Below are 24,775 nucleotides of genomic sequence, written 5' to 3' on the forward strand. Positions count from 1 at the left end.
CGTTTGAGCCAAATCAACATCGATTCTTGATGCATCTATTATTCTGTAGCTACAGATGACCGAGAGGTTGCCCCGTGGCTGCAAAGCTGACTCGTTGGTTGCACGCGACCTTGATCGCCTGCGGCATCCTCATTTGTACCTCTCCTGTGATTGCCAAGCCGGAGCTCGCAGAATTCGCAGCGCGGGCGACACCCCAGGAGTTCTTTCCGAAAGCGACGCGCTTCGGGACACCGCAAGGCGAGCCGCCCCTGCTTCCGGTTTATGTGGGCGACGCACTTCAGGGCTACGTTTACCTGAATTCCGACTTCACCGCATCGATCGGCTATTCGGGTAAACCCATCCACGTCCTCGTCGGGATCGATCAGCAAGGGACACTGACGGGTTTCAAGCTCGTCGACCATAAGGAACCGATTGTACTTGTCGGCGTACCCGAGCAGCGGGTTGTCGGAGCCATAAACAAGCTGATCGGTGCGCGCATGGGCGCCGTTGCAGCGGGCACGGAGCAGGCGCCTCAGCCGGATATCGTGAGCGGTGCGACCGTTACTGTTCTCGTCATGGCCGACAGCGTCGTGCGTTCCGCCGTGCGCATCGTAAAGAGCGGGAGGCTTTCACCCACAAATCCCGAAGCTGGCGCGGCCAAGGCAGGCGAAACAGAAACGAAGTCCATCGATCTGACGCAAAAGGAAAGCCGCGATTGGCAGAGTCTGCTGGGTGATGGCTCGGTACGGCATCTGACGCTCACCGTGGCCGAGATCAACCAGGCTTTTGAAAAGTCCGGTAACAAGGAAGCCGCGGCACACCCTGAACAAGGCGAGCCTGACGACACCTTCATCGATCTCTATACCGCACTCGTGAGCGCGCCAGTCATCGGACGCAGCCTTCTCGGCGACGTTGCCCACGAGCGCTTGCAAAAGCGCCTGAAGCCCGGGCAACAAGCTCTGATTATCGCTGGCAACGGCCTCTATTCATTCAAAGGGTCGGGCTACGTTCGTGGCGGCATCTTCGATCGGATCGAACTCGAACAGGGTGGCTCGGGGATTCGCTTCCGCGACCGCAATCACGAGCGCCTTGGTGACCTCGCGGCGAAAGGCGCGCCGGCACTACATGAGATCGGGCTCTTTACTGTGCCGGATGATTTCGCATTCGACCCGACGGAGCCTTGGGATCTCCGGCTTCTCGTTCAGCGGTCGACCGGCGCGCGCGAGAAAGCATTTTTGACGTTCGACCTGCCTTATACCCTGCCAGACCGCTATATTCGCCGTGAAAAAATCCCGGCAGCAGCAGCGAAGGTCGCAGAGGGCGGCGCCGTGCCACTCGCGGCATCACCTGAATCAGAGCAATCGCAGGCAACGACTGCAGGAGAGGAACCCTTCTGGAACCAGATGTGGCGACGCAATACCGATTCGATCGCAATCACAGCGTTCGCCATTGCCGTCCTGACGCTGATCTTTTTCTTCCAGAACGCACTTGTCAGCCGGCCACTCTTCTACACATGGGTCCGGCGCGGCTTCCTCGCATTCACGCTTGTCTGGCTTGGCTGGTATGCCAACGCGCAGCTTTCTGTCGTGAACGTGCTGACATTCACCAATGCCCTCGAGACGGGATTTAGCTGGGAATATTTTCTGACGGCGCCTCTGATTTTCATTCTCTGGTCCGCGGTGGCGATCTCGCTATTGTTCTGGGGTCGCGGTCCGTTCTGTGGCTGGCTGTGTCCGTTCGGGGCTCTGCAGGAGTTGACAAACTCGGCGGCAAAAGCCCTAGGCGTGCCGCAACTTCGCGTCGCGTGGAACCTGCATGAGCGGTTATGGCCAATTAAGTACGTGATCTTTCTGATGCTCTTTGGCGTATCACTCTACTCGATTGGCGCGGCCGAACAGCTTGCCGAGGTCGAGCCTTTCAAGACCGCGATCATCCTGAAGTTCGTACGTGACTGGCCGTTTGTTCTTTTTGCCGCGGCGCTTCTCGTCGCCGGCCTGTTCGTCGAACGATTTTATTGCCGCTATCTTTGCCCGTTGGGTGCCGCGCTCGCCATTCCGGGGCGCATGCGGATGTTCGAGTGGCTGCGCCGATGGCCCGACTGCGGCTCACCCTGCCAGCGTTGCGCCAACGAATGCCCCGTACAGTCGATACATCCGGAGGGGCACATCAACGCCAATGAGTGCATCTACTGCATGCACTGCCAGGAACTCTATTACGACGACCACCGATGCCCGCACATGATCCAAGTGCGGCTGAAGCGTGAAAGGAGCGCCGCACTTTCGCTCCCTTCGACGAAAGAACCGACGAAGCCGGTACGGCCACTTATCAGCTACGTCGGGAAGATTGTGAAACCTTAGCACCGAAACCCACGCCGTGGGGCAGATGGAGGTTGCCATGACGACCAGCAAGGAAACAAAGGGCCTAACTCGGCGCGATATACTCGGGCAGACAAGCGTAATAGCCGCCGCCGGCATGAGCGGCATCGCAGCCGGGGTCGGAGTTTCCGAAGTTGTTGGCGGAGCACATGCGCAAGTCGCAAGCGCCAAGGAATCGCCGCACAGTAAAACCGAAATCGCGCCCGGTGACCTCGACGACTATTACGTTTTCTTCTCCAGTGGACAGAGTGGGGAAATGCGCATTATCGGTCTTCCATCGATGCGCGAGCTCATCCGGGTTCCCGTGTTCAATCGTTGCAGCGCGACGGGGTGGGGTCTCACCAACGAAAGTCGAAAGGTGCTGACCGAAGGCCTGCTGCCGGAATCGGTTGAGTTTCTGAAAACCCGCGGCGGCATTTACATGAATGGCGACTTACATCATCCGCATCTGTCGTTCACGGACGGCAGCTACGACGGCCGCTACATTTTCATGAACGACAAGGCGAATACTCGTGTCGCGCGCGTGCGTCTCGATGTCATGCGCTGTGATAAGATCATCCAGCTCCCCAATCAACATACGGTGCATGGTCTGCGTGTGCAGAAATATCCTCGTACAGGCTATGTCTTCTGCAATGGGGAGGATCGAGTGCCGCTGCCGAATGACGGCAAGATTCTCGACGACCCGAAAAAGTACCATGCCATCTTTACCGCAGTCGATGGCGACACAATGAAGGTCGCCTGGCAGATCATCGTCGACGGCAATCTCGACAACGTCGATGCCGACTATCAGGGCAAATACGCCTTTGCGACTTGCTACAACTCCGAGGAAGGCGTCACGCTGGCTGAAATGACGGCCAACGAGCAGGACTGGGTCGTCATCTTCAACATCAAGCGCATCGAAAAGGCGGTGAAGAAAGGCGACTTTAACGAAATGAATGGCGTGCCCGTTATCGATGGCCGCCACGGCTCGGCCTATACGCGCTACGTCCCGGTCTCCAATAGTCCGCATGGCATCAACACCGCACCGGATGGCATCCACGTCGTCGCCAACGGTAAGCTGTCGCCGACCGTGACTGTATTCGACGTGCGTCTGTTCGACCAGCTATTTGATGACAAGATCAAGCCGCGTGACGTCGTTGTGGCAGAGCCCGAGCTTGGCCTAGGTCCGCTACACACTGCCTACGATGGAAAAGGCAACGCCTACACCACTCTGTTCATCGACAGCCAGGTTTGCAAGTGGAACATCGATCTCGCCAAACGTGCCTTCAAAGGCGAGAAGGTCGATCCGATTATCCAGAAGCTCGACGTCCATTACCAGCCAGGCCACAACCACACCTCGATGGGTCAAACCAAGGAAGCGGATGGAAAGTGGCTCATCTCGCTCAATAAGTTCTCTAAAGACCGCTTCCTCAACGTTGGTCCGTTGAAACCGGAAAACGATCAGCTCATCGACATTTCTGGCGATAAGATGGTGCTGGTGCATGACGGCCCGAGCTTCGCAGAGCCGCACGACGCCACCATTGTCCACCGTTCGAAGATCAACCCAATTTCAATTTGGGATCGGGCGGATCCGTTTTTCGCTGATGCGGTGAAACAGGCCAAGGCGGACGGCGTCAACCTGGAAGCCGATTCCAAGGTGATACGCGACGGTAACAAGGTGCGCGTCTACATGACGTCCACCGCGCCGGCCTTTGGCCTCGACCACTTCCAAGTCAAGCAGGGTGAGGAAGTCACCGTCTACGTCACCAACATCGACTCGGTCGAAGACCTCACGCATGGCTTCTCGATCGTGAACTATGACATCCAGATGGAAGTGGCGCCGCAGGCAACGGCTTCCGTAACGTTCACCGCCGACAAGGCAGGAGTGTACTGGTACTATTGTTCGTGGTTCTGCCATGCCATGCATATGGAATGCAGGGGCGGATGCTGGTGGAACCGAGAGCCGCGTGACGCCGGAGAACGATGTGAAGATTCTCCTGCACATCCTCGTGCTGATGCTTGCCGTCGGAACCCCTGACCTCGCCGGCGCGGCACAGATCACGGCTGCGCCGGGGTCAGGGCTTCAGGCTATCCTTAACCATGCGCAGGACGGCGACGTCATCGAACTCGCACCGGGCGAATACCGCGGCCCGATCCGGATCGAACGTCCCGCTACGCTCACCGCCAGACCCGGCGCAACCGTGATCGGTGACGGCGAGAGCAGCGTCATCACCGTCACTTCTCCGGATGTGACGATCCGCGGGATAACTATCAAGGGATCAGGACGCAATCTCCAGACCATGGATTCTGGAGTATTCCTCGCGCAAACCGCCGAACGAGCGCTGGTGGTGAAGAACCATCTCGAGGGCAATCTGTTTGGCGTTTACGTACACGGCGCAACGGACGCCCAGGTGCGCAGCAACGTGATCGACGGCCTGACCAATATCCGCATCAGCGAGGCCGGCAACGGCGTATCAGTGTGGAACGCACCGGGCACCAAGGTTCTCGACAACGATGTTCGCTTCGGGCGCGACGGCATCTTCGCCGTCAGCAGCCGCAACAACTCGTTTAGCGGCAATCGCCTTCGTGATCTGCGTTTCGCAATCCACTACATGTACACCAACGATAGCGAGGTAAGCCACAACGTCTCGATTGGAAACACCGTTGGCATGGCGATCATGTATTCGCATCATCTGCGTGTGCGCGGAAATGTTTCCGATGGTGACCGGGACAACGGGTTGTTGCTCAACTTCGCCAACAATTCCGAGATATCCGAAAACCGCATCCGAGGACGCCTGCAGCAGCCAGAGCGCTGGCTGAGTTCGGGCCTCCGTAGAAAACCAAAAGGCAATGGCGAAGGAACCGTGCCGCCCCTCGCGCAGGGCGCGCGCATCGGGCCCGAGAAGTGCGTGTTCATCTACAACGCCAACAATAACCGATTTGCCGATAATCGGTTCGAAGGCTGCGAGATCGGAATCCATTTCACCGCGGGGTCGGAAAATAATGAAATCGTCGGCAACTCCTTCATCGGCAATCGCAACCAAGTGAAGTACGTAGGTAGCCGTTATCTGGATTGGTCGAAGAAGGGGTGGGGCAATTTCTGGAGTGACAATCCGGCCTTCGACCTCAACGGCGATGGCATCGCCGACGCTGCGTACCGTCCAAACGACATCATCGACAGAGTCCTATGGACTGCCCCCGAGGCCAAGGTTCTGGTCAACAGTCCGGCGGTTCAGATCATTCGCTGGGCCCAGGCGCGCTTTCCGGCACTGCTTCCCGGCGGGGTCGTTGATAGCCATCCGCTGATGGTTGCCCCACCACTGCCTCCTATTCCTCATGAGGAAGGAGCGCGGCCGTGACAGCCATCGCCGAGCTTGATCACGTCACGAAGCGATACGGCGCCATCGAGGCCGTGCGCGATGTCTCCTTGAAGCTAGAAGCAGGAGAGACCGTCGCCCTCGTCGGTCACAACGGTGCTGGCAAAACGACCCTCTTCAAGCTCATGGTCGGCCTTTCGCGTCCGACATCAGGCAGCATTCGGGTTCTTGGCGATGACCCGGCTGCCGGAGAGTTCGCGGCTCGTAAACGGCTTGGTTACCTTCCGGAAAGCGTGTCGTTCAACGGGGCGCTGACGGGGCGGGAGGTTCTCTCATTCTACGTCCGTCTCAAGGACGTGCCGATGGCGAAAATCGATGAACTCCTCGCGCGCGTCGGGCTGACCGCAGCGTCGAACCGACCGATTCGAACCTACTCGAAAGGGATGCGGCAGCGACTCGGTTTGATTCAGGCGCTTTTTGGAGATCCGCTGCTTCTTCTCCTTGATGAGCCGACCACGGGTCTCGATCCTGCCCTCCGGCAGGAATTCTACGAGATCGTGCAAGAATTGCAGCAGGCAGGGGCGACGATCGTGCTCTCTTCGCACGCGCTGACGGAACTCGAGGAGCGCGCACGCCGCGTCATCATCATGAACCGCGGCGTCGTGGTGGCGAACGGCTCCATCGAACAATTGCACCGTATCGCAGGATTGCCGGTCAGGATCCGCGTGACCGTCGCCTCCGGCCAGGCGCAAGGCCTTGCAGCGCTCGTTGGCCCCGTTCCAAACTGGCGTGAGATCAACGGCCATCTGGTCGAGTTCGATGCCGCGCCCGGCGCAAAGATCGCACTCATTCGCCGCGCCACCGATAAAGGCGGACCTGCCGAGGACGTCACCATCATTCAGCCGACGCTTGACGACCTCTATGCGCACTTCTTGCGCACCCACGGTGAAGCACTATGAAAAACGTGCTCTTGATCGCCGGAAAAGAGATTCAGGAATGCCTGCGCAATCGCTGGGTCATCGCAATGACGCTGCTTCTGGCGGCGCTCGCGCTGTCACTGGCATTTCTCGGCAGTGCACCCACAGGCAATGTCGGTACGGCCGCGCTCGACGTCGTAATCGTCAGTTTATCGAGTCTCACAATTTTCGTTGTGCCGCTGGTCGCCCTATTGATTTCTCACGACGCGATTGTCGGTGAAATGGAGCGGGGCACGATGCTGCTGCTCCTAAGCTATCCGGTGAGCCGACTACAGGTTCTTCTCGGTAAGTTTTTGGGTCACTTGGCTGTCCTGAGCTTCGCAACGATTCTCGGCTATGGTGCCGCTGCCTTCGCGCTGGCGGTATCCGGCGCCGCGATCACGGCCTCAAGCTGGGTCGCCTTTACCAGCATGATCCTGACATCGATCCTGCTCGGCGCGGTCTTCATTGCTCTCGGGTATCTGATCAGCGCGCTCGTGCGGGAGCGAGCTACCGCGGCCGGTGTTGCAATAGGGATCTGGCTCCTGCTCGTCGTTCTTTTCGATATGGCCCTGCTGGGCGCTCTCGTGGTCGATCAGGGCAAAACGATTTCATCGGCAGTCTTAAGCGCGCTGCTGCTCTTCAATCCGACGGACATCTATCGCCTCTTCAATCTGGCGGGAGCGGAGAACATCAGCGTGCTCTCCAATATGTCGGGCATTGCAGAGTCCGGCCGGCTGAGCCCGCTCGTGCTTCTTATGACGCTCGTTGCGTGGGTGATCGTACCGCTTGCCTTGGCAGGGCTTGCTTTTTCGCGGAGGGAGCTTTGAAGCGAGCTTTGGTCATCGGTCTGGCGCTGTTGAGCTCCGCGATGGCGGGTTGCCACGAGAAGACGAGCGAGGCACTGCCTCCGCCACGGACGCTGACCGCGGAGGCCACCGGCCATTACTGCGGCATGGCGCTTGTCGAGCATCCAGGGCCCAAAGGGCAGATTATTCTTGCCAGCCGCAGCGAGCCCGTGTGGTTCTCCTCCGCGCGCGACGCGTTTTCTTTCACGATGCTCGCAGAGGAATCGAAAGACGTTCTTGCCGTTTATGTTTCCGACATGGGCAAAGCGCCAAGCTGGGAAAAGCCTGGAGCCGACAACTGGGTCGAGGCGCATCATGCATTTTTTGTCATTGGCAGTCGCAAGCAGGGCGGCATGGACGCACCCGAGACCGTGCCGTTCTCGGAGCGCGCTGCGGCTGACAAGTTCGCGCAAATAAACGGCGGCCGCGTCGTCTCGTTTGCCGAGGTTCCGTCCGACTATGTTTTAGGTTCGGACACAGGAACGGACAATCGCGGCAAAGCTTCTGAAACGAGCGGCTCGCCCTAGGAGCGTCACATGAGGAGGCTTCCCACAAGACGAAAATTCGTGACCATCGCGGCCGCAGCCACGGGACTCGGCCTTCTTCCATTCGGCGTTTCGCGCGGTGACGAACATCCGTCCTTGATAGAATGGCAAGGCATTTGTCTAGGCGGCGTCGCGACCATCCGGCTCTATCATCCGGACCGCGCGGCAGGAACTCTCTTACTTGAGCGTGTGATTGTAGAAGCCAGGCGCCTCGAGACAATCTTCACGCTTTACGACAGCAGCTCCGTACTTTGCGACCTGAACAAACGTGGCGTGCTCGTCGCCCCGCCTCCGGAGCTGGTGGATGTGCTTAACCAATGCGATCATGCCTGGCATTTAACCGGCGGTGTTTTCGATCCAACGGTGCAGCCACTATGGATCTGCTATTGCGAGCATTTTACCGCGCACGCTGGCGTGAGCGCACCCCCTCCTGCTGAAAAACTCGATCGAGCATTACGACTCGTCGGCTGGTCCAAGGTGCAAGCGAACCGAGATAGGATCACTCTCGAAAAGCCGGGCATGGCGCTGACGCTTAACGGCATCGCCCAAGGCTATATCACCGACCGCGTGGTCGACTTACTGCGTGAGGCTGGTCTTGAAAGCTGCCTGATTGATATGGGAGAAATTCGTACCCTCGGCGCGCGGCCGAATGGCGAGCCGTGGCATGCGGCGCTGCAAGGTCCTCCGAACGATGAGCGAAAGGCGATGACGATCGATATCGTCAACAAAGCGGTTGCCACTTCGGCCGCCTATGGGTTTCAGTTCGATAGATCCGGCGCATGCAATCACATCTTCAATCCGGTGACGGGACGCTGTGCGGATCCTTCGCGAGCCTTGTCCGTCGTCAGTGACACGGCAGCCTTCGCCGACTCTCTTTCGACGGCGTTTGCACTGATGGATAATGCACACATCCTCGACGTGTTGAAGCACGCGAGCGGAACGCGAGCTTTCATCTCGACCGCGGCAGGGTCATTCGAATTGAAGTCCAGCACCAACCAGGATTTCGGCTCGACCCCACGAAGCCCGACATGATCATGTGGGCAATAGCGCCTGTGCGAGCGCTGCCCAGCGTCGCGGCCATCGATCCTAAGTTTCATCTCGCCTAGGACGAAACACTGCGGCAACGATAGAGCGCCAGTGCCTGGAATAGTCCGCCAATCAAAGCCACCGCCAGGAATTTTGGCCAGACGACATCGATACCGGCACCTCGATAAAGGATGGCCTGAGCATGTTCAGCGGAATAGCCACCAGCATGTAGAGCAACCCGAGTTGCGGCATCGTGCGGGCGATCGTCGCCAGAAACAGGCCGACCACGGTCGCCAAAAACAAATAAAGTACGACGCCGAACATGAATAACGGCACCGAACCGGAAATTGGAATATTGAGCAGCTTTTGTACGACGAACGTGAGCGATAGGCTGACCGCGACGGTGATCACCAGGGCATTGGCCAGATATTCGACATGGCGATCTCGAACGGCGTAAGCGGCATCACTAGCAGATGATCCCATCGTGCCATGCTCGCGCTCGCGTACGACCGCGGGACGGAAAGAATGATCGCCAACATGGTGATGGAGTTGATGATGCCCATGACGGCGGTGCACCATGCGGTCGTCACATTGGGATTGAAGGCGATCCGGACGAACAGAGTGACGGCCGGCACTGGGATTGCCTCCGACCTTAAAACGAAATCGTTGATTTCAGTGGCAATGAACTGCTGGGAATAACCGACGCCGATGCCCGCTTGCACCATAGCCGTGGCGTCGACGGCGGCCTGTAGCGACGGGTTACGATTTCCCAGCACGTCACGTTCGAAATGCGGGTTCAGGCGTCGGACCAATCCCAACGCCGAGATTGCATTTTCCGCGAACATCATCAGCGGCGATGGCGAAATTCTCGCCGCCGGCTCTTCGAGGTGAGTGTGCCGGCAAGTATAGTGGATGAGGCAAGCGTCGCGAACTCTCTCAACGCGGCGTTTAGCAAAGCCGTTACAGATCTTGCCGGTTGGGTATTTCAGTCCGTGCAGAAAGCGCGGAACGTTCCCGCCCACGTTCACTCCGGCCATCGACCCTCAAGATGTTCCCTAACGCAGAGAGCGCACGCGACTACTGCGGCGTCCGCAGCGTCAGCATATAGGCGGAGAGATCGCGAATCTCCTCGCACGTGAGATGAATATTGGGCATCGGCTTATGCGGCTCGATCAGCCAATTCGCTAGCGCCTGCGTGGTTTGATTTCGACGATTGGCGATACTGCGGAAGCTCGGACCGTCAGAGGGTACCGGCGCCTGGGGACTTTTTCCGATCAGGTGGCGCATTGCACAAAGCGCCCACGCGACAACCAAGCCCGTGCTGCGGATTACCTACTTTCGGTTCTGCCTTGCCTGGCTCGTCTGGAATGATTAGGCCCTCCTGCGCCTTCGGAATTGACGGGAATGACGCGATCCCAGCAGAGGCCGTGAGCATCGTGAAGAAAGTCTTGACGCTTCTGATACCCAACCCTTCCGCAGCCAACGCATGCACATCATCTCGGCACTCACGTTCACCTCAGCTGCTGCGATCGGCCTGCGTTGTTGCTTGGATGGTTACTTACTCGGGTGCCCGAGGTCACTCAGGTGGATGAGAGTGCGCTCGATCTCAATGACCTGGGAAAACGAGCCAAGGCATTACTGCGGCTGGCAACATAACCTTTGGCCAAGCGTGGAGAATGCTGGCACCGATCCAGCAGCCGTCGCCTTGACGAAAATCAACGGATTGATCTTGAGGCGATCGATCAAGACATCAAAGCTAATCTTCGCGCGCCGGCTCACACCGCGCGTTGGCGCTCTGTCGCAACCCACTTCAGGACCGTCTGCACGACCGTCAACCCCGGATCCTCCGTCTTGCGCATGACCGTGAGCATCTGAAACCATAAATCATCGTCGGCGCTGTCGATGAATGCCCGAACCGCTCCGGCAACAAAATCCGCGGTCGTCATCGATGCGGCCGCTGCCCGAGTCTCGATCACAACCGCGAGGTCGGGATCAAGCGTGCCGAGCACTTTCGCTGCTAGTTCCGGCCGGTCCAATTGCGCAATGAGGTCCCCAAGCATGCTGACATTGTCCCTTCAAAAAACTGGATGGATGACATGCGCGGATTGCCCGCTGGCGGATCGCGGCATCGCAACCTCCGCAGAGTTGTTCCAGGTCAAAAGCCTCCTTGCAGGCACATGTTAGCTTTTCCAAAATTCTGGGAAGGGGGCATTCCGAGTCCTTTGCACAAATCATTCGATCAAGAGAGTTGAGCATCAAGCGGCGCAATACATTCCATACGATCGAAACTCCGATGGAAGAGACGAAACGAGCCATCATTCTCAATCTGCTGGCGCATCATAACATTATGACGCTCGCCACCATTCGTCCTGACGGTTTTCCACAAGCCGCGACCGTTTACTACGTCAATACGGGTTTTACCCTATATTTCGGCACAGAGGCCACTTCGCAAAAGGCCGGCAATATCGCGCTCAACAACAAAGTATCGGCCGCGATCGCCAGCGAAACGGAGAACGCATATAAACTAAAAGCGCTGTCGCTTTCCGGTAGAGCCACCAAGATCGCCGATCCGGCTCGGGCGCATGAGCTGCAACTTTTGCTTTTCAAAGCGGTGCCGGCAGCAAAACGGTTTGCACCGGCAGAATCGAACCGGCTCTTTATTTACTCGATTACGCCCGTTGCCATCTCGCTCGGCGACTATGCGGCAGGCTACGGCAAAACCTTCCTTTATGAATTCGACTGAGCGACCGTTCGGACGCCGTCGGACGAATTTGATCGCGCTCAAATCCAATCGCAAATGGGGCCTGCGCGTATTGCGTCCGGGCGGGATTCTGTCTTCGCTCGGCGTCTACTCGAGCGACTTGAAGGTGCCGCTGGATGCCTTTTCGGCTGGATTAGGCGACAATGCGATCGTCACTGCTCTCAGTCACATGTGCAACCACATTGCTCAAGTCATCGCTGACCAGCACGATCCTCCAACCAATTGGCCCTTTTTGACGTGCAGCCTGTGCGCGGACAACCGCCGGCGTCGCATCTGAAGGAGCACCTCGTCGTTGGCCCAGCGCTCAACCAGAAGATCCATGGGAGCCCTCTAGCCACAACGCGGTGAATGGGACCCCGACAGTTCTTCCACACGCCTCTATCTTTTGGCGGTCTGCCGCTCGGTCGAAAATGGCATCGACGATGACGGTGTGCCCATCGCTCAGGATCGCCCACGCTTTTGCGAATAGAGCGGCGTAGACGCGTTCGGAAACGGCCGGGCTGTAAGCTTCTTGACCGAGCCGAGTTTCGGCGGAAACGCCATGAAGCTGCTTGCGCATTCGGTCGCTCGACAGCACGCAGGCACCAGGAGGTGGATCGAATTGCTCGGCGATCGCCGCGGCACGTTCTGTACCGCTCTATGAAACGCGTGCTCGCGCTTCCTCCAGCGACGAGATTGTTTATGTGTCATGATTATGCGCCGGACGGCCGAGAAATCAAATGGGATACGACTGTCGTGGAGGAACGCAAGAACAACATCCATGTTCGTGACGGCATCAGTGAGGAAGCGTTCGTCAAAATGAGAACGGCACGGGGCGTGACTCTACCCCTGCCTCAACTCATCATCCCCTCCATCAATTCAACATCCGTGGCGGCCATCTTCCCGAGTCGGACCCAGCCGGCAAGCGCCATCTCAAAGCGCCTATCAATGAGCTTTAGATTCGTCGGACTCCATGCGCCCGAAGCAGCTGAGGCGCGATCTTTTCGATCAAGTTACGACTTATATTTACGCAGCGAGATTATGTAGGCTGCGAGGTCGCGAAGTTCTTTTTGCGTTAAATAAACGTTTGGCATCGGCCCGTGAGCGCTAAGCAACCAAGTCGATATACGTTCGGCTGATTGATCCAGTTTGTTGGCAATCGCTGGAAAGCTGGGGCCGCCGCATTTGGTCTCACTATCACATGACAATTCGTACATAGCGCGCGAGCAATGATGCGCCCGTTTTCGGGATCTGGTTTCGTCGGCTTAATTGTTTCCGAGGAGTCGGGAGACCAGTTATCATTTGGCTGACCGCCAGCCAGCGTCGTCATGGTAAAAGTCGAAGTGCAGATCGCGAATATGATTGCGACCATGCTCATGCACCTCTTCAAAGGCAGAATATGCCCGGTAATGTCAAAATTGACCTGTCGCAATTGGCAGACTTCAACTTAATGAATCCAAGGGAGGAGTTTCAGATGACACGGATACTCGAGAATTGAGGCGTTCGAATATACGTATATGTTGCAGTATGCGTTTCTTGTTCCAGGACGAACCTGCCAAAGAAGAGATGGCGCGCGGGCAATTTGGAGAAACTGCCGTCGGCAACCAAGATCGGTCAAAGTCAACGGAAGTTGGACGCGGCGTATGATGAGGCCTGCTTACTCTCCATGCGGGTAGTTAATCTTGGCACTCTTGGTAAGTGCAGCTCGTGAGTCCGGGCGGAGGTACATCATATGGCCGCCGGGGAGAAGATTGAGTGATACCCTGTCCCGCGTGAGTTGGATCGGTAGGCGCGTAATCACATAGCGGCTCGTCATGTAAGGCGTTACGAGATCTGTCATGCCATGCACGACCGCTATCTTTAAGCTCGGATTGAGGGCCAATGCTTCGCGAAGATCATCGGCGGCGCCAACCGCTCCTGAAGGATCGTCCCGTCCCCAGTCCCATTTTCGGCTCACCTCTCTGTTGAGGAGAACGTACGGCCGTTCCGTCTTGAACTTCAAATCGTCGCGCAGGTAGGCGACGAAGCTCGTCGTTAGTGGGGCAATGATATTCTCAAAGACCGGATCGGTGCCGCGGGTTTTAGGCGCCGATGGGAATGGATCGGCGCCATCGACGGATCCGTCATAGGGACTCGCAACTTGGCCCGTCTCATGATGAATTTCCTTAGTGAAGACACTCACGGGCACTCGTCCATTCCATCTCGCAACTAAGGATTCTGGCAGCCCGATGTCCTCAGCGACAGCGGCATACATGGGACGAAATGCATGATGCCCTAGGACCACTGTGATAGCCGCTGTTAAATGCAGTCAGCAACCTAATTTCGCTGAAGCGGACTGTTCGCCAAAATATTGGCTGAGCGCGAAGATTGGCCAGACTCCAAAGGCCATAAAAAGGTCGGTTCAGCAAGCCCCATTTCCGATCCATTTGCCCGATCGATTGAAGCTTCAACATCTCGATCTTGTTAACTTGCCAAGGACGTAACGCTCCGAAAACGATGGAGCGCCAGGAACAGGAAAAGCCCACCGATTGCCGCGATGGCGACGAATCTGGGCCAGACCACGTCGAGCCCGGCGCCGCGGTAGAGGATCGCCTGCGCGAACGACACAAAATGCGTCGAGGGTGAAGCCTGCATAATCGTGCGTAGGAATGGCGGCATGCTTTCGAGTGGCGTATTGGCGCCCGACAGCATGTTGAGTGGAACAGCAGTCAGAATGTAGAGCAGGCCGAGTTGCGGCATCGTGCGGGCAATCGTTGCTAGAAAAATTCCAACCGCCGTCGCGAAGAAGAGATAGATGATTACGCCGCACATGAAGAGGGGTATGGAGCCAGCAATCGGAATCCCAAGAAGGCGTTGCACGACGATCATTAGAGAAAGTCCAACCGCGACTGTGATTACGAGCGCGTTCGCCCAAATCTTCGACATGGCCATCTCAAACGGCGTCAGCGGCATGACGAGAAGGTGATCCATTGTGCCATGCTCACGTTCTCGTACAACAGCCGCACCGGCAAGAATGATGGCGAGCATGGTGACAGAACCGATGATGCCCATAACAGACGTGAACCACGCAGTCGTGATATTAGGATTGAAGGCGATCCGAACAGAAAGCGTCACCGCCGGCGCCGACACATTCTCGCTGCGGGAAACAACCCTGTTGATCTCGGATGTGATAATCTGCACGGCATAGCTCGAGCCAATACCAGCCTGGACCATCGCCGTCGCATCAACGTTGACCTGTAGCGCTGGATTGCGATGGCCAAGGACATCGCTTTCGAAGCGTGGCGGAATGTCCACGACGAACGTGTATCGGCCGGTGTTCATCAACCGGTCGACATCCCGCTCCTCAACGTAGTGCGGCGACCTGAAATAAGGCGGCAGAAAAGCACCTGCTATGCGCCGCGAGAGCTCTGAACGATCCTCGTCAACGATAGCGATCGAAGCGCTGTGCAGCTCCTGTGAGTTGCTCTGAGCCTGCGCCATCACCGCGATCGAGAAAGAATAGATGACGAGTCCAAGCAGGACCCAATCGCGGAAGAAGCTGCGCAGCTCCTTTGTTCCAAGCCAAAAAATGTTCGAAAGCTTGCGCATGTCCGGTCACTTTTCCTGCTTGCTGAGAAGGAGCAGGCTCACGCCGGTGAGACTCGGAATGAAGAGCGCGAGGAGTCCGATATATCTCGCGAGATCGGCGAATCCCAATCCCTTCGTAAAGGTTCCGACACTGATCGGCAGGAAATAAGTCATCGGAAACAGTCGACCCATGATCGCTCCAAAGCCCGTTATCGACGAAACGGGCGTCATCATTCCGGAAAACATCGTCGTGGGTAGTACCGTTAGAATGGCCGTGCCGAACAACGCCGCGATCTGCGTCCGCGTGAATGAGGAGATCACCATTCCATAGCCGGTCGTCGCCGTGACGTAGACGAGCGATCCCACTAGAAGAGTGAAGAAACTTCCCTTGAGCGGCACCTTGAATATCAAAATCGCCATCAGAAACAGCAGAATAAAATTTAGCATCGCCACGACGATGTATGGAGCTTGTTTGCCGAGTAGGAACTCAAGTCGCGTCACAGGCGTCACGTAGAGGTTGATGATAGAGCCAAGCTCCTTCTCGCGCACGATGGCGAGCGCCATCAAAATGGCAGGAATCAGTGCGAGCTGCATGGCCATGGTCGACGGCACCATCGCGTAGATGCTGTCGAAGTCCTGATTGTAGCGAAAGCGTACCTCGATATTCGCCGTCGTGATCGGATCGGACAGACCCACATGGCCACGAATGGCGGGATCGGATAGAAACTGCTGATGGGCGCCCTGCAAATAACCGTGAATAGTTTCTGCTCTGAAGGGCATGGCGCCATCGATCCAAACCCCAACCTCCGTCGGCCGCCCGCGCCGGATGTCGCGACCAAAGCCAGGAGGAATCTCTATCGTTGCCGAAACTTTGCCGCCCTTCAGCCGACTCTGTAATTCCGCGGTATCCCTTAGCGGAGATTGCTCAATAAAGTAGGGCGAACCTCGGAGCTCGCTCAGATAGGCTCGGCTTTCGAAGCTGTTGTCGCGATCAAGTGCCGCAAAGGATAGCGAGTTGACATCCGTTGTTATGCCGAAGCCGAAAATGAGTATTAAAAATGCGGTTCCGAGCAGCGCGAAGCTCAGTCGGATCGGATCACGCAAAAGCTCGAGCGATTCGCGGATCGTGTAGGCGAGCATCCGACGCGAAGAGAATATCGAAGATACAGTTGTCGCCTCTGCTGAACGCTCCGGATCAGATTCTGTGTTGAATGGCGCCATATCATTGGTCGTTTGGAACCTGCCCGCCTCCTCGATGTAAGATATAAATGCCTCTTCAAGCGTCGGCGCATCGCGTGACTTGATCAGGTTATCAGGAGTATCCGTCGCTAAAACGCGGCCAGCGTCCATGAGCGATATGCGGTCACAGCGCGCCGCCTCGCTCATGAAGTGCGTCGAAACGAAGATCGTCACACCGTTTTTTCGCGAGAGGTCGACCAGTAATTCCCAAAATCCGTCGCGCGCGATCGGATCAACACCCGACGTTGGTTCGTCAAGAATCAGAAGCTCTGGCTCATGCACGACTGCGACAGCCAACGACAGCCGCTGCCGGATACCCAGCGGAATATCCTCGGCAAGCTTGTCGATATAATCCGAAAGGCCGAACCGCCAGATCAGAAAGTCGATGCGGTTCTTTATGGAATACCGGGATAAATGGAACAATCGAGCGTGCAAGTCGAGGTTCTGCCGGACAGTCAATTCGCTATAGAGCGAGAACGATTGCGACATGTAACCGACGCGCGTGCGCAGATGCATGTCGCCCGCTTTTGCTGGATGGCCGAACAGCGTTACCGAGCCCTCGGTCGACGGCAAAAGACCGGTCAGCATCTTCATAGTCGTGGACTTGCCGCAGCCATTTGAGCCGACGAAACCGAAAATCTCGCCGCGACGGATGTCGAAGCTTACGTGATCGACAGCTGTGAAGTCGCCGAACCTTCGCGTAAGACCGCGCGCAATGATCACGGGGCCGTCAATCGTTTTGATAGGTGGCGGGATCTCGAGCGTGCGGTGCCCAGCTCTCATCCCTGGAGGAAGAAGACTGATGAAGGCGTTTTCGATCGTCTTCGCGCCCGTCTCTTTCTTAATGTCGGCAGGCGTTCCCATGGCGAGAACCTCACCTGCATTCATTGCGATGAGCCAATCGAACTGTTCCGCTTCCTCCATGTAGGCGGTCGCGACAATGACACTCATGCCCACGCGCCGGCGGCGCATGCGCTGGACGAGCTTCCAGAACTGTCGCCGCGAGAGCGGATCGACGCCCGTTGTGGGCTCGTCGAGGATCAAGAGATCCGGATCATGGATGAGTGAACAGCAAAGGCCCAGTTTCTGACGCATACCGCCCGAGAGCTTTTGTGCCGGTCGATCAGCGAACGACGATAGCTCCGTGCTCTCCATCAGATGTGCGATGCGCGCCTCGCGCTCTATCCAATTCTGGCCAAATAATCGGCCAAAAAACTCGATATTTTCGCGCACACTCAGATCGGGATAAAGATTTTTGCCCAAACCCTGCGGCATGTATGCGATGCGCGGACAGATCGCTCTCCGATCCACAGCCTTCGACATATCCACGCCGAGAACGGTTAAGCTACCTGATTGAATTCGGCGCGCACCCGAGACTAAGGCGAGAAGCGATGACTTGCCGGCCCCGTCCGGGCCGATAAGACCAACCATCCTCCCGGCCGGAATGTCGACAGTTAGGTCATCAAGCGCAAAAACATTCGCATACTTATGAGAAACGCCTTCAAGACGAGCAACAGACGTTTCGCTCGCCATCGTCATGACTTCGCCTGCAGGCGCTCCGGCCACTTGGTTTTGGCATCTGTCAGGACATATGCCATGCCCGGCAATCCACTTCGGACGTAATCGGCGTGTGAAATCGAGCGAGCCGGATCGATGCGCACACGCACACGGAACATCAGTTTGTCGCGTTCGGTCTGCGTCTCAACCATCTTCGGCGTAAACTGCGCCTGATCGGCAATGAAGGTGACGTTCGCGGGAATGGGATGATCTGGGTACGCGTCGAGCACAATACGGGCGTCATCTCCGATTCTGACCCGGCCGGCTTCGAGTGTCGGAAGATAAATGTCCATATAGACGTAGCCGAAATCGAGCATGGTAAAGACCTTGCCGCCCGCAGCCAAAACCTCGCCGGTATTGGCAATACGATAAGCAATCCGGCCAGCGCGAGGCGCGACCAGTGTGTTGTCGGAGATATTGACCCGGAGAAGTTCCGCATCGTGATTGGCCGCTTCCAGAGCATGCACCGCTTCCGTTACACGTGCCTGAGCCGCAATCTCTCCTGCCTGTGCCGCATTGAGAGCTTGCTGCCGCTGGTCAAAGACCTCTTTCGTGATCCATCCACTTTTGAATAAGGAGCTGGCCCGGTCCATTTGCTGCTGCGCAAGCACGAGCTGAGAATGCTGCTGATTCAAAAGAGCATTTGTCTCGTTGATGACCTTCTTTGCCTGCTCTACCTGCGCTTCTGCTTTCTTCAATGAAGCTTCGAGGTCGCGCGTATCCATGACAGCCAGGATCTGACCGGCTGTCACCTTGGCACCCTCGTCGACGCGCAGTTCAAGAACCCGCCCCGGGAATTTAGTCGCTATGTCGATCGGGTCGGCTTCGATCCGCCCGTTGCCGACCACGATTGCGGCCGGGAGCGGCGGCGGTCGATGCATCCACCAGTAAGCGGCTCCGGCAGAAGCTGAGATACCTATGAGCACAACAAGAATCGGACGCCAGCGAAGAAAGCGGCGAACCGAAGTCGACCTCGTCAACGCCGGTGGCTTCTCGATCCTAGGGACGAGTTGTTGCTGTTGAGGCGGAAACCGTTCAGCGGCAACAGTTTCTTTCTCTGCATTTTGCTCAGGCTGCATGGCGCATCGCCCACTCTGCCTAATGGGTTCAAGAAAATTTCTATTGCTCTGGCAGCTCCAATAGCTTCGTGAGCGCCAAGCCCAAACGAAAAGAGACGCAAGAGCACACCGCATTCGCGTTAGCGTTAGCGTTAGCGTTAGCGTTAAGGACTAAAAGGGCGTGTGCGTTGACCTGGAACAAATTTGAGAGCAGTTCAATGTATTGAATATAAGTTTGCTGCCGTCAGCAGCACGGCACTTCGTTTGACGCTTGTCAATGCTCGCGCCGTCAGTTGCTTTGAATTATTGCCAGTCAACAGAATTGCCGGTTACTCAGATGTTAGACATAAACCGCTCGTATCTCGCGCAAAGCTCCTACGCCGCTTTTGCGCTTGTTGCTTCCATGCTCGTCGCCGTTTCGATCTTTGCGACTTGGGCAATTGCCAAGCCGCTTGGTGCTGTCGACGTGCCGTCGGGCAAAGATTTATTTCTTGAGCATTGCGCGCAGTGTCACGGCAGTGACGGCACCGGCAATGGGCCCATGGCCGGTGTGCTCAATGTGAAGCCGGCAGACCTCACGACCCTCAGCAAACAGGAGAACGGCAAATTTGATGCCCCGCGTATTGCCGACATCATCCGCTTTGGCGGCGACATCTCCGGACACGGGACGCGCGCCATGCCAATTTGGGGCTTGGTCTTCAGCAAAGAGGGCAATGGCGGCAAGGCCGGCGCTGCTTATTCCCGCCGCGCCGTCATCGAACTCAAGTCCTATCTTCAATCCATTCAGAAGTAAGTTCGAGAAATGGAAGCTTCTATCCAAATCAGTTTCGAACACGTCGAGCATAGCGATGCGATCGAGCACCGCGTCCGCGAAGAACTTGACAAGCTTGAACAATTTTATGGGCGCCTGACCGCTGCTCGCGTCGTCATCGACAAGGAGCAGCGTCGCCATAGCAAGGGCGATAGCTATAGTGTTAGGCTCATCTTCACAGTTCCGGGCGTAGAGGACATCGCCGTCACGCACGATCCGGCCAAGACTGGCCGAAATGAGGATCTCAACGTCACAATCTCCGACGCATTTTGCCGCGGCCCGCCGCCAATTACAGGACCTCGTTCGCAAGAGACGAAGACCTCCCAAAGCGAACGCAGCTGACTCTGGGCAGAACTAGCATCGGTCGATATGCCGCCCAACTCCTCACCTCGGCAGATCATTGAAGTGCGCGTGAAGGAGCTTTCTCAACTCTTCAATTCTCTTGACCCTTCGCCATTCCCGGAAAGGGATCTCGACGACGATGCTGCGGAGTATATCGTGGGATGGGCTCGCGAACTTCCAACGCATGCGGAGTTTGCAATAGCTATTCATCTGCCCGAACTTGAAGCCAGGAAGGCAGAGGAGCGTGACCTGAGAACGGCGCTTCTAAATTACTTCGTGCAACGTGCCGAAGCTCAGCAGCGCGAACTTAACGAGCTTTTCCGAATCGGACGCCGTTACGTGGCAATTGGCCTACCGATTCTCATTGTCTGTTTCATGTCGAGTCAAATTGTGCGTTCGCGACTCGGCGCTGGTCCATTTGCCAGCACGATTGCGGAAAGTTTGCTGCTTGTCGGCTGGGTTGCGAACTGGAAGCCGATTGAAACATTCCTCTACGACTGGTGGCCGTTGAAACGGCGCCGTGATCTCTATCGTCGTCTCGCTGCCGCCGAAATAATAATGAAATAATAATAGAGCCGAGACATGTCGCTGCGGCAGTAGCAGATCCGCCGGAGCGCAGATAGTTTGCAGCTTTTAAGACGCCCCCGCGGGCATGCGCAAAGCTGATCTGCGGACTCCGCATTTAATTGCGTCGAAAGGACTGATCCAGATCAAGGGCCGGAAAGTAATAATCGTAAATCGTACGGCAGATAACTGCGATACTGGCATCGAAATGAGACGCACAATGAAAGCGCTTATCTACAAAGGCCCCGGCGAGAAAGCTGTCGAAGACCGGCCTATTCCGGATATAAGAAACCCAGGCGATGCCATCGTGAGGATTTCCAAGACGACGATATGCGGCACCGATCTCCACATCTTGAAGGGCGATGTTCCAACATGCAGTCCCGGACGAATCTTGGGTCACGAAGGGACTGGCGTTGTTGAGAAAGTCGGACCAGGCGTCGCGACTTTTCGCGCCGGCGACCACGTTCTTATTTCTTGCATCTCCGCATGCGGACGCTGCGAATACTGTCGGCGGGGCATGTACTCGCACTGCACAAGCGGCGGCTGGATTCTTGGCAACGAGATTGACGGCACACAAACCGAATACGTTCGAATCCCTCATGCCGACACGAGCCTCTATCGAATACCGGAAGGGATCGATGAGGAAGCTCTCGTCATGCTCAGTGATATCCTTCCGACCGGATTTGAGTGCGGAGTTCTCAACGGCAAGGTTGCGCCAGGCAGTACAATCGCAATTGTAGGCGCCGGCCCGATCGGGCTTGCGGCCTTATTGACAGCGCAATTCTACACGCCGGCAGAAATCATCATGATTGATCTTGATGACAACCGGCTCGAAGCCGCAAGACGCTTTGGCGCCACAAAAACGATTAACGCCACGGGAAACAAAGCCACAGAAGCTGTAATGAAATTAACCGGCGGACGCGGCGTTGATACAGCCATAGAGGCCGTAGGCGTGCCTGCTTCGTTTCTGACCTGCGAGGATATCATTGCACCGGGAGGAACGATTGCGAATGTCGGTGTCCACGGAGTCAAGGTCGATTTGCATCTTGAGCGTCTCTGGAGTCAGAACATCACCATAACGACGCGCCTTGTCGACACCGTATCTACGCCAATGCTGCTGAAGACCGTTGAGGCACACAAGATCGACCCGACAAAGCTCATTACCCATCGGTTCAAGCTCGACAAAATTCTTGATGCCTATGACACCTTCAGCCGAGCGGCAGAGACGCGGGCCTTGAAGGTTATCATCGAAGCTTGACCAAAATCATCCAACTCGCAAAGCAAGCGACGCGGCAACGGCAAAGATCCTATTCAGCGACAAGCTTTAAGCGCATTCTGGAGATTGCTTGGATGCGAGAGATGAAATTGAGCCGCGCCTTCACCCTGATTGAGCCCGGGCCAGTGGTGCTCGTGACGACCCGAGACAAGGGTAGGAGCAACATCATGACGATCTCTTGGATCATGGTGCAAGACTTCACCCCGGTATTCGCTCTCGTTACCGGAAGCTGGAATTATTCGTTCGCCGCTTTGCGAAAAACCAAGGAGTGCGTGATTGCCATTCCCACTGTCGACATGCTGGATCAGGTGGTAGGCATTGGAACATGCTCGGGCGGCGATACTGACAAGTTCGCCAAATTTGGGGTCACGGCCGTCGCTGGAAAGGCTGTCGGCGCGCCTTTGATTGCAGAATGCCTCGCCAACATCGAATGCAAGGTCATCGATCTTATCCAACGTCACGACATTGTCATGCTTGAGGGTGTTGTTGCGCACATCGACGTTGGGCGGAAAGAAAAGCGCATGCTGCATGCTGTCGGCGACGGCACATTCGTAGCGGACGGCCGCAAATATGATCGGAAAAAAATGATGGCTACCAAGCTTCCAACGGGTCTCTGAAGACGTAGCTATGCTTTTGAGCACTCGAGCGTGATCGATCAGTGCGGCGTTGAAGGAGCGCTCCCAATGATTGTCGACGTCCAGACGACAAGATCAGGCAGCATCGATCCAAAGGCTGCATCGAGCGCGCTTGCGGCACCAACAGCATCCGGTGAATGAACCGGCTTATTTATGCGGAAGAGACGCGCACCGTCCACATGGCCTTCGCCATTGAGAACCTTGGCGGAGAACTCGACATCGGCGGTCGCTGGTGTTCCTGCAAGAATTTGAAAATTGCGAATATCCGTTACGAGTTGAAAATCCGCCGTTGTGCCTTCGACCGGTCGCGACACCTGACCCAGAAAGCCGGCATTTTCGAAACTCTGCACAATACTCGATTGCACTTCCTCAAGCAGCATGTCGCTCCACTTCGCTTCCGGCGTAAAAGGCTTGAGCCCGCCATCGTCCCGGATCAGAATTTTGTCCTGCCCGAGCGCAGCGGCAGCTGTCGGATATTGTACAACCAGCAGGCCCAGGGCAGGCTTTCGGAATTTCGGGAACCTGCGCGCAGCCGTCAGGTCAAAGACCGCGTTCTGTGCCTTCGAGCCCCCAGTCATGCGCTCAAGCCCGGCAAGAATGCTATCGACACGATCCGAATTGCGTGCAAGTGCGTCTGTAAACTTGCTGAGATTAGCGATCGTGCTTTTGAGAGGAGCGGAATTTTCCGAAACGACGGCATCGACCCGATGTAGCGCACCCAGCGCGGCTTCGGTCATTGTTTTCCCCGCGTCTGGATCTGCGATCAGAACAGGTATATCCGCAGAAGATGTCCCTGATGGCAGCGGCGTGCTCGATCCGCCGGTAAGCGCGACAGCAGGTGCACCCATTAAACCCTGAAAGGCAATTCCCGCTTTGGTATCGCTACGCACAGGTGCGGACGGCGCCACCGCTACCGTGACGACAACTTCCTTTGGGGTGGCAGGATTGAGATCGAGGGCCGTCACCTCGCCGACGCGAACGCCGTTGAACTGCACGGCAGAGCCAACAAGCAAACCCGCGACGGAATTCTGATAGCGAATGCGATAGTACGATCGTTGCTGTAGGGCGCCAGTCGTATTGAGCCAGTAGGTGAATGCAAAACCCGCGACAATAACCGCGAGCGTGAAAAGACCAACGAGAATGTAACGAGCCTTGTTTTCCATGGTCATCCTCACTCGCGTTGCCTCGCGCTCCTGCTCAGAACCGGCCGCCCTTTTCTTTCGCCGAAGTATGTTCGCACCCACGGATCCGCAGAGACTTTCATCGCTTCAAGCGTGCCTGAAGCAACGACTCTGCCGTTTACGAGCGCAGCAATGCGATCACAGACGTTGGCAAGGCTCGCTAGGTCGTGCGTTACCATGAAGACCGTGAGGCCCAGGGTCTGTTGTAACGTACGGATCAATGCGTCGAAATCGCTCGCGGAAATAGGGTCGAGGCCAGACGTTGGCTCGTCGAGAAAAACGATTTCTGGATCGAGTGCCAATGCACGGGCAAGAGCCGCACGCTTGGTCATACCTCCGGAAAGTTCTGATGGGTATTTCTCCGCGTCCCTGGCATTGAGACCGACCATATCGAGCTTAGCGAGAGCTACATCGTCCATGAAGCCTTGCGAAATGCCCAAGTATTCACGCATCGGAAACTGGACGTTCTCCAACACGGTGAGAGACGAGAACAGCGCTCCGTGCTGGAAGAGAACACCACAACGTCGCTCTATCGCGCGCCTTTCCTCATAACTCATGTGGTCTATGTCGCTACCGAGGACCTCGATCGATCCCTCTTTCTTCTGCAGCAGCCCGATGATTGTCCGGAGAAGCACCGACTTGCCACTGCCGGAGCCTCCAACGAGGCCAAGGATCTCCCCGCGAAGGAGATCTAAGGAAATGTGATCGAGAACAATAAAGTCATCGAATCCGACGACGAGGTCGCGCACACGAATAACGGGATCGATCGACTGGCCCATG

At 56.6% G+C, this 24,775-nt stretch carries 23 protein-coding genes and 3 pseudogenes; 15 read left to right on the forward strand and 11 right to left on the reverse strand.

Features of this window, described 5'->3' with window-relative positions; all coding sequences use genetic code 11:
- Positions 1–74 precede the first annotated feature (74 nt).
- The 7 genes and pseudogenes from VHB22_RS02695 to VHB22_RS02725 all read left to right on the forward strand — a co-directional run bounded on the left by VHB22_RS02695 (position 75) and on the right by VHB22_RS02725 (position 9,031).
- Complete coding sequence (locus VHB22_RS02695) at positions 75–2,336, forward strand: 4Fe-4S binding protein (RefSeq protein WP_325455412.1); 2,262 nt, start codon at positions 75–77, stop codon at positions 2,334–2,336.
- Between the two features lie 37 nt (positions 2,337–2,373).
- A pseudogene (nosZ, locus tag VHB22_RS02700) lies at positions 2,374–4,304 on the forward strand (TAT-dependent nitrous-oxide reductase).
- 14 nt (positions 4,305–4,318) lie between these two features.
- Positions 4,319–5,692, forward strand: a complete 1,374-nt coding sequence (locus tag VHB22_RS02705) for a nitrous oxide reductase family maturation protein NosD (RefSeq protein WP_325455458.1) — start codon at positions 4,319–4,321, stop codon at positions 5,690–5,692.
- Positions 5,689–6,609: an ABC transporter ATP-binding protein gene (locus VHB22_RS02710; protein ID WP_325455413.1), complete on the forward strand. Its 921-nt coding sequence runs from the start codon at positions 5,689–5,691 to the stop codon at positions 6,607–6,609. The genes VHB22_RS02705 and VHB22_RS02710 overlap by 4 nt, the downstream gene beginning before the upstream one ends.
- Entirely contained in the window at positions 6,606–7,436 is an 831-nt protein-coding gene (locus VHB22_RS02715) for an ABC transporter permease subunit (protein ID WP_325455414.1), read from the forward strand. Before VHB22_RS02710 ends, VHB22_RS02715 begins: the two co-directional genes overlap by 4 nt.
- On the forward strand, positions 7,433–7,981 hold the full coding sequence (locus tag VHB22_RS02720) for a nitrous oxide reductase accessory protein NosL (protein WP_325455415.1): 549 nt from the start codon (positions 7,433–7,435) through the stop codon (positions 7,979–7,981). Before VHB22_RS02715 ends, VHB22_RS02720 begins: the two co-directional genes overlap by 4 nt.
- 9 nt (positions 7,982–7,990) lie before the next feature.
- Complete coding sequence (locus VHB22_RS02725; RefSeq protein ID WP_325455416.1) at positions 7,991–9,031, forward strand: FAD:protein FMN transferase; 1,041 nt, start codon at positions 7,991–7,993, stop codon at positions 9,029–9,031.
- A 126-nt stretch (positions 9,032–9,157) separates the two neighbouring features.
- On the opposite strand, the gene VHB22_RS02730 is transcribed toward VHB22_RS02725, so the two are convergent.
- The 4 genes from VHB22_RS02730 to VHB22_RS02745 all read right to left on the reverse strand — a co-directional run bounded on the left by VHB22_RS02730 (position 9,158) and on the right by VHB22_RS02745 (position 11,085).
- Positions 9,158–9,508, reverse strand: coding sequence for an ABC transporter permease (locus tag VHB22_RS02730; RefSeq protein WP_325455417.1), 351 nt, complete (start codon positions 9,506–9,508; stop codon positions 9,158–9,160).
- On the reverse strand, positions 9,433–10,062 hold the full coding sequence (locus VHB22_RS02735) for a hypothetical protein (protein ID WP_325455418.1): 630 nt from the start codon (positions 10,060–10,062) through the stop codon (positions 9,433–9,435). The genes VHB22_RS02730 and VHB22_RS02735 overlap by 76 nt, the downstream gene beginning before the upstream one ends.
- 40 nt (positions 10,063–10,102) lie before the next feature.
- On the reverse strand, positions 10,103–10,312 hold the full coding sequence (locus VHB22_RS02740) for a hypothetical protein (protein WP_325455419.1): 210 nt from the start codon (positions 10,310–10,312) through the stop codon (positions 10,103–10,105).
- A 488-nt stretch (positions 10,313–10,800) separates the two neighbouring features.
- Positions 10,801–11,085, reverse strand: a complete 285-nt coding sequence (locus VHB22_RS02745; protein WP_325455420.1) for a hypothetical protein — start codon at positions 11,083–11,085, stop codon at positions 10,801–10,803.
- Positions 11,086–11,273: 188 nt separating this feature from the next.
- On the opposite strand from VHB22_RS02745, the gene VHB22_RS02750 reads away from it, so the two are divergent.
- Together VHB22_RS02750 and VHB22_RS02755 are read left to right on the forward strand one after the other, a co-directional pair.
- Positions 11,274–11,768 carry a pyridoxamine 5'-phosphate oxidase family protein gene (locus tag VHB22_RS02750; protein ID WP_325455421.1) on the forward strand — a complete coding sequence of 165 codons (495 nt, stop codon included), beginning with the start codon at positions 11,274–11,276 and terminating at the stop codon, positions 11,766–11,768.
- A 61-nt stretch (positions 11,769–11,829) separates the two neighbouring features.
- Positions 11,830–11,949, forward strand: a pseudogene (locus VHB22_RS02755) (NAD(P)-dependent alcohol dehydrogenase); the annotation flags it as partial.
- 141 nt (positions 11,950–12,090) lie between these two features.
- Here the strand turns inward: VHB22_RS02755 and VHB22_RS02760 are convergent.
- Positions 12,091–12,399, reverse strand: a complete 309-nt coding sequence (locus VHB22_RS02760) for an AAA family ATPase (RefSeq protein WP_325455459.1) — start codon at positions 12,397–12,399, stop codon at positions 12,091–12,093.
- Positions 12,400–12,413: 14 nt separating this feature from the next.
- On the opposite strand from VHB22_RS02760, the pseudogene VHB22_RS02765 reads away from it, so the two are divergent.
- Positions 12,414–12,724, forward strand: a pseudogene (locus tag VHB22_RS02765) (MBL fold metallo-hydrolase); the annotation flags it as partial.
- A 698-nt stretch (positions 12,725–13,422) separates the two neighbouring features.
- Here VHB22_RS02765 and VHB22_RS02770 read toward each other — a convergent pair.
- The 4 genes from VHB22_RS02770 to VHB22_RS02785 form a co-directional block, all read right to left on the reverse strand.
- On the reverse strand, positions 13,423–13,947 hold the full coding sequence (locus VHB22_RS02770; RefSeq protein WP_325455422.1) for a hypothetical protein: 525 nt from the start codon (positions 13,945–13,947) through the stop codon (positions 13,423–13,425).
- Positions 13,948–14,228: 281 nt separating this feature from the next.
- Entirely contained in the window at positions 14,229–15,353 is a 1,125-nt protein-coding gene (locus VHB22_RS02775; protein ID WP_325455423.1) for an ABC transporter permease, read from the reverse strand.
- A gap of 6 nt (positions 15,354–15,359) precedes the next feature.
- Positions 15,360–18,110: a ribosome-associated ATPase/putative transporter RbbA gene (rbbA, locus tag VHB22_RS02780; protein ID WP_325455424.1), complete on the reverse strand. Its 2,751-nt coding sequence runs from the start codon at positions 18,108–18,110 to the stop codon at positions 15,360–15,362.
- On the reverse strand, positions 18,107–19,207 hold the full coding sequence (locus VHB22_RS02785; RefSeq protein ID WP_325455425.1) for an HlyD family secretion protein: 1,101 nt from the start codon (positions 19,205–19,207) through the stop codon (positions 18,107–18,109). Before VHB22_RS02785 ends, rbbA begins: the two co-directional genes overlap by 4 nt.
- A 316-nt stretch (positions 19,208–19,523) precedes the next feature.
- Here VHB22_RS02785 and VHB22_RS02790 point away from each other — a divergent pair, with 316 nt between their 5' ends.
- From VHB22_RS02790 to VHB22_RS02810, 5 genes are all read left to right on the forward strand, one after another.
- Entirely contained in the window at positions 19,524–19,979 is a 456-nt protein-coding gene (locus tag VHB22_RS02790) for a c-type cytochrome (RefSeq protein ID WP_325455426.1), read from the forward strand.
- 9 nt (positions 19,980–19,988) lie between these two features.
- Positions 19,989–20,339 (forward strand): HPF/RaiA family ribosome-associated protein, encoded by a 351-nt coding sequence (locus VHB22_RS02795; RefSeq protein WP_325455427.1) that lies wholly within the window; start codon positions 19,989–19,991, stop codon positions 20,337–20,339.
- Between the two features lie 69 nt (positions 20,340–20,408).
- Entirely contained in the window at positions 20,409–20,906 is a 498-nt protein-coding gene (locus tag VHB22_RS02800) for a hypothetical protein (RefSeq protein WP_325455428.1), read from the forward strand.
- Between the two features lie 217 nt (positions 20,907–21,123).
- A complete protein-coding gene (locus VHB22_RS02805) occupies positions 21,124–22,161 on the forward strand; it encodes a zinc-dependent alcohol dehydrogenase family protein (RefSeq protein ID WP_325455429.1) in 1,038 nt (345 codons plus the stop codon).
- A 92-nt stretch (positions 22,162–22,253) separates the two neighbouring features.
- Complete coding sequence (locus tag VHB22_RS02810; protein ID WP_325455430.1) at positions 22,254–22,796, forward strand: flavin reductase family protein; 543 nt, start codon at positions 22,254–22,256, stop codon at positions 22,794–22,796.
- Positions 22,797–22,834: 38 nt separating this feature from the next.
- Here VHB22_RS02810 and VHB22_RS02815 read toward each other — a convergent pair whose 3' ends face one another.
- Complete coding sequence (locus VHB22_RS02815) at positions 22,835–23,983, reverse strand: ABC-type transport auxiliary lipoprotein family protein (protein ID WP_325455431.1); 1,149 nt, start codon at positions 23,981–23,983, stop codon at positions 22,835–22,837.
- A gap of 2 nt (positions 23,984–23,985) precedes the next feature.
- Entirely contained in the window at positions 23,986–24,774 is a 789-nt protein-coding gene (locus tag VHB22_RS02820; RefSeq protein ID WP_325455432.1) for an ABC transporter ATP-binding protein, read from the reverse strand.
- Position 24,775: the final 1 nt, after the last annotated feature.

It is taken from the genome of Hyphomicrobium sp. (assembly GCF_035548195.1).
Classification (GTDB): Bacteria; Pseudomonadota; Alphaproteobacteria; order Rhizobiales; family Hyphomicrobiaceae; genus Hyphomicrobium_B.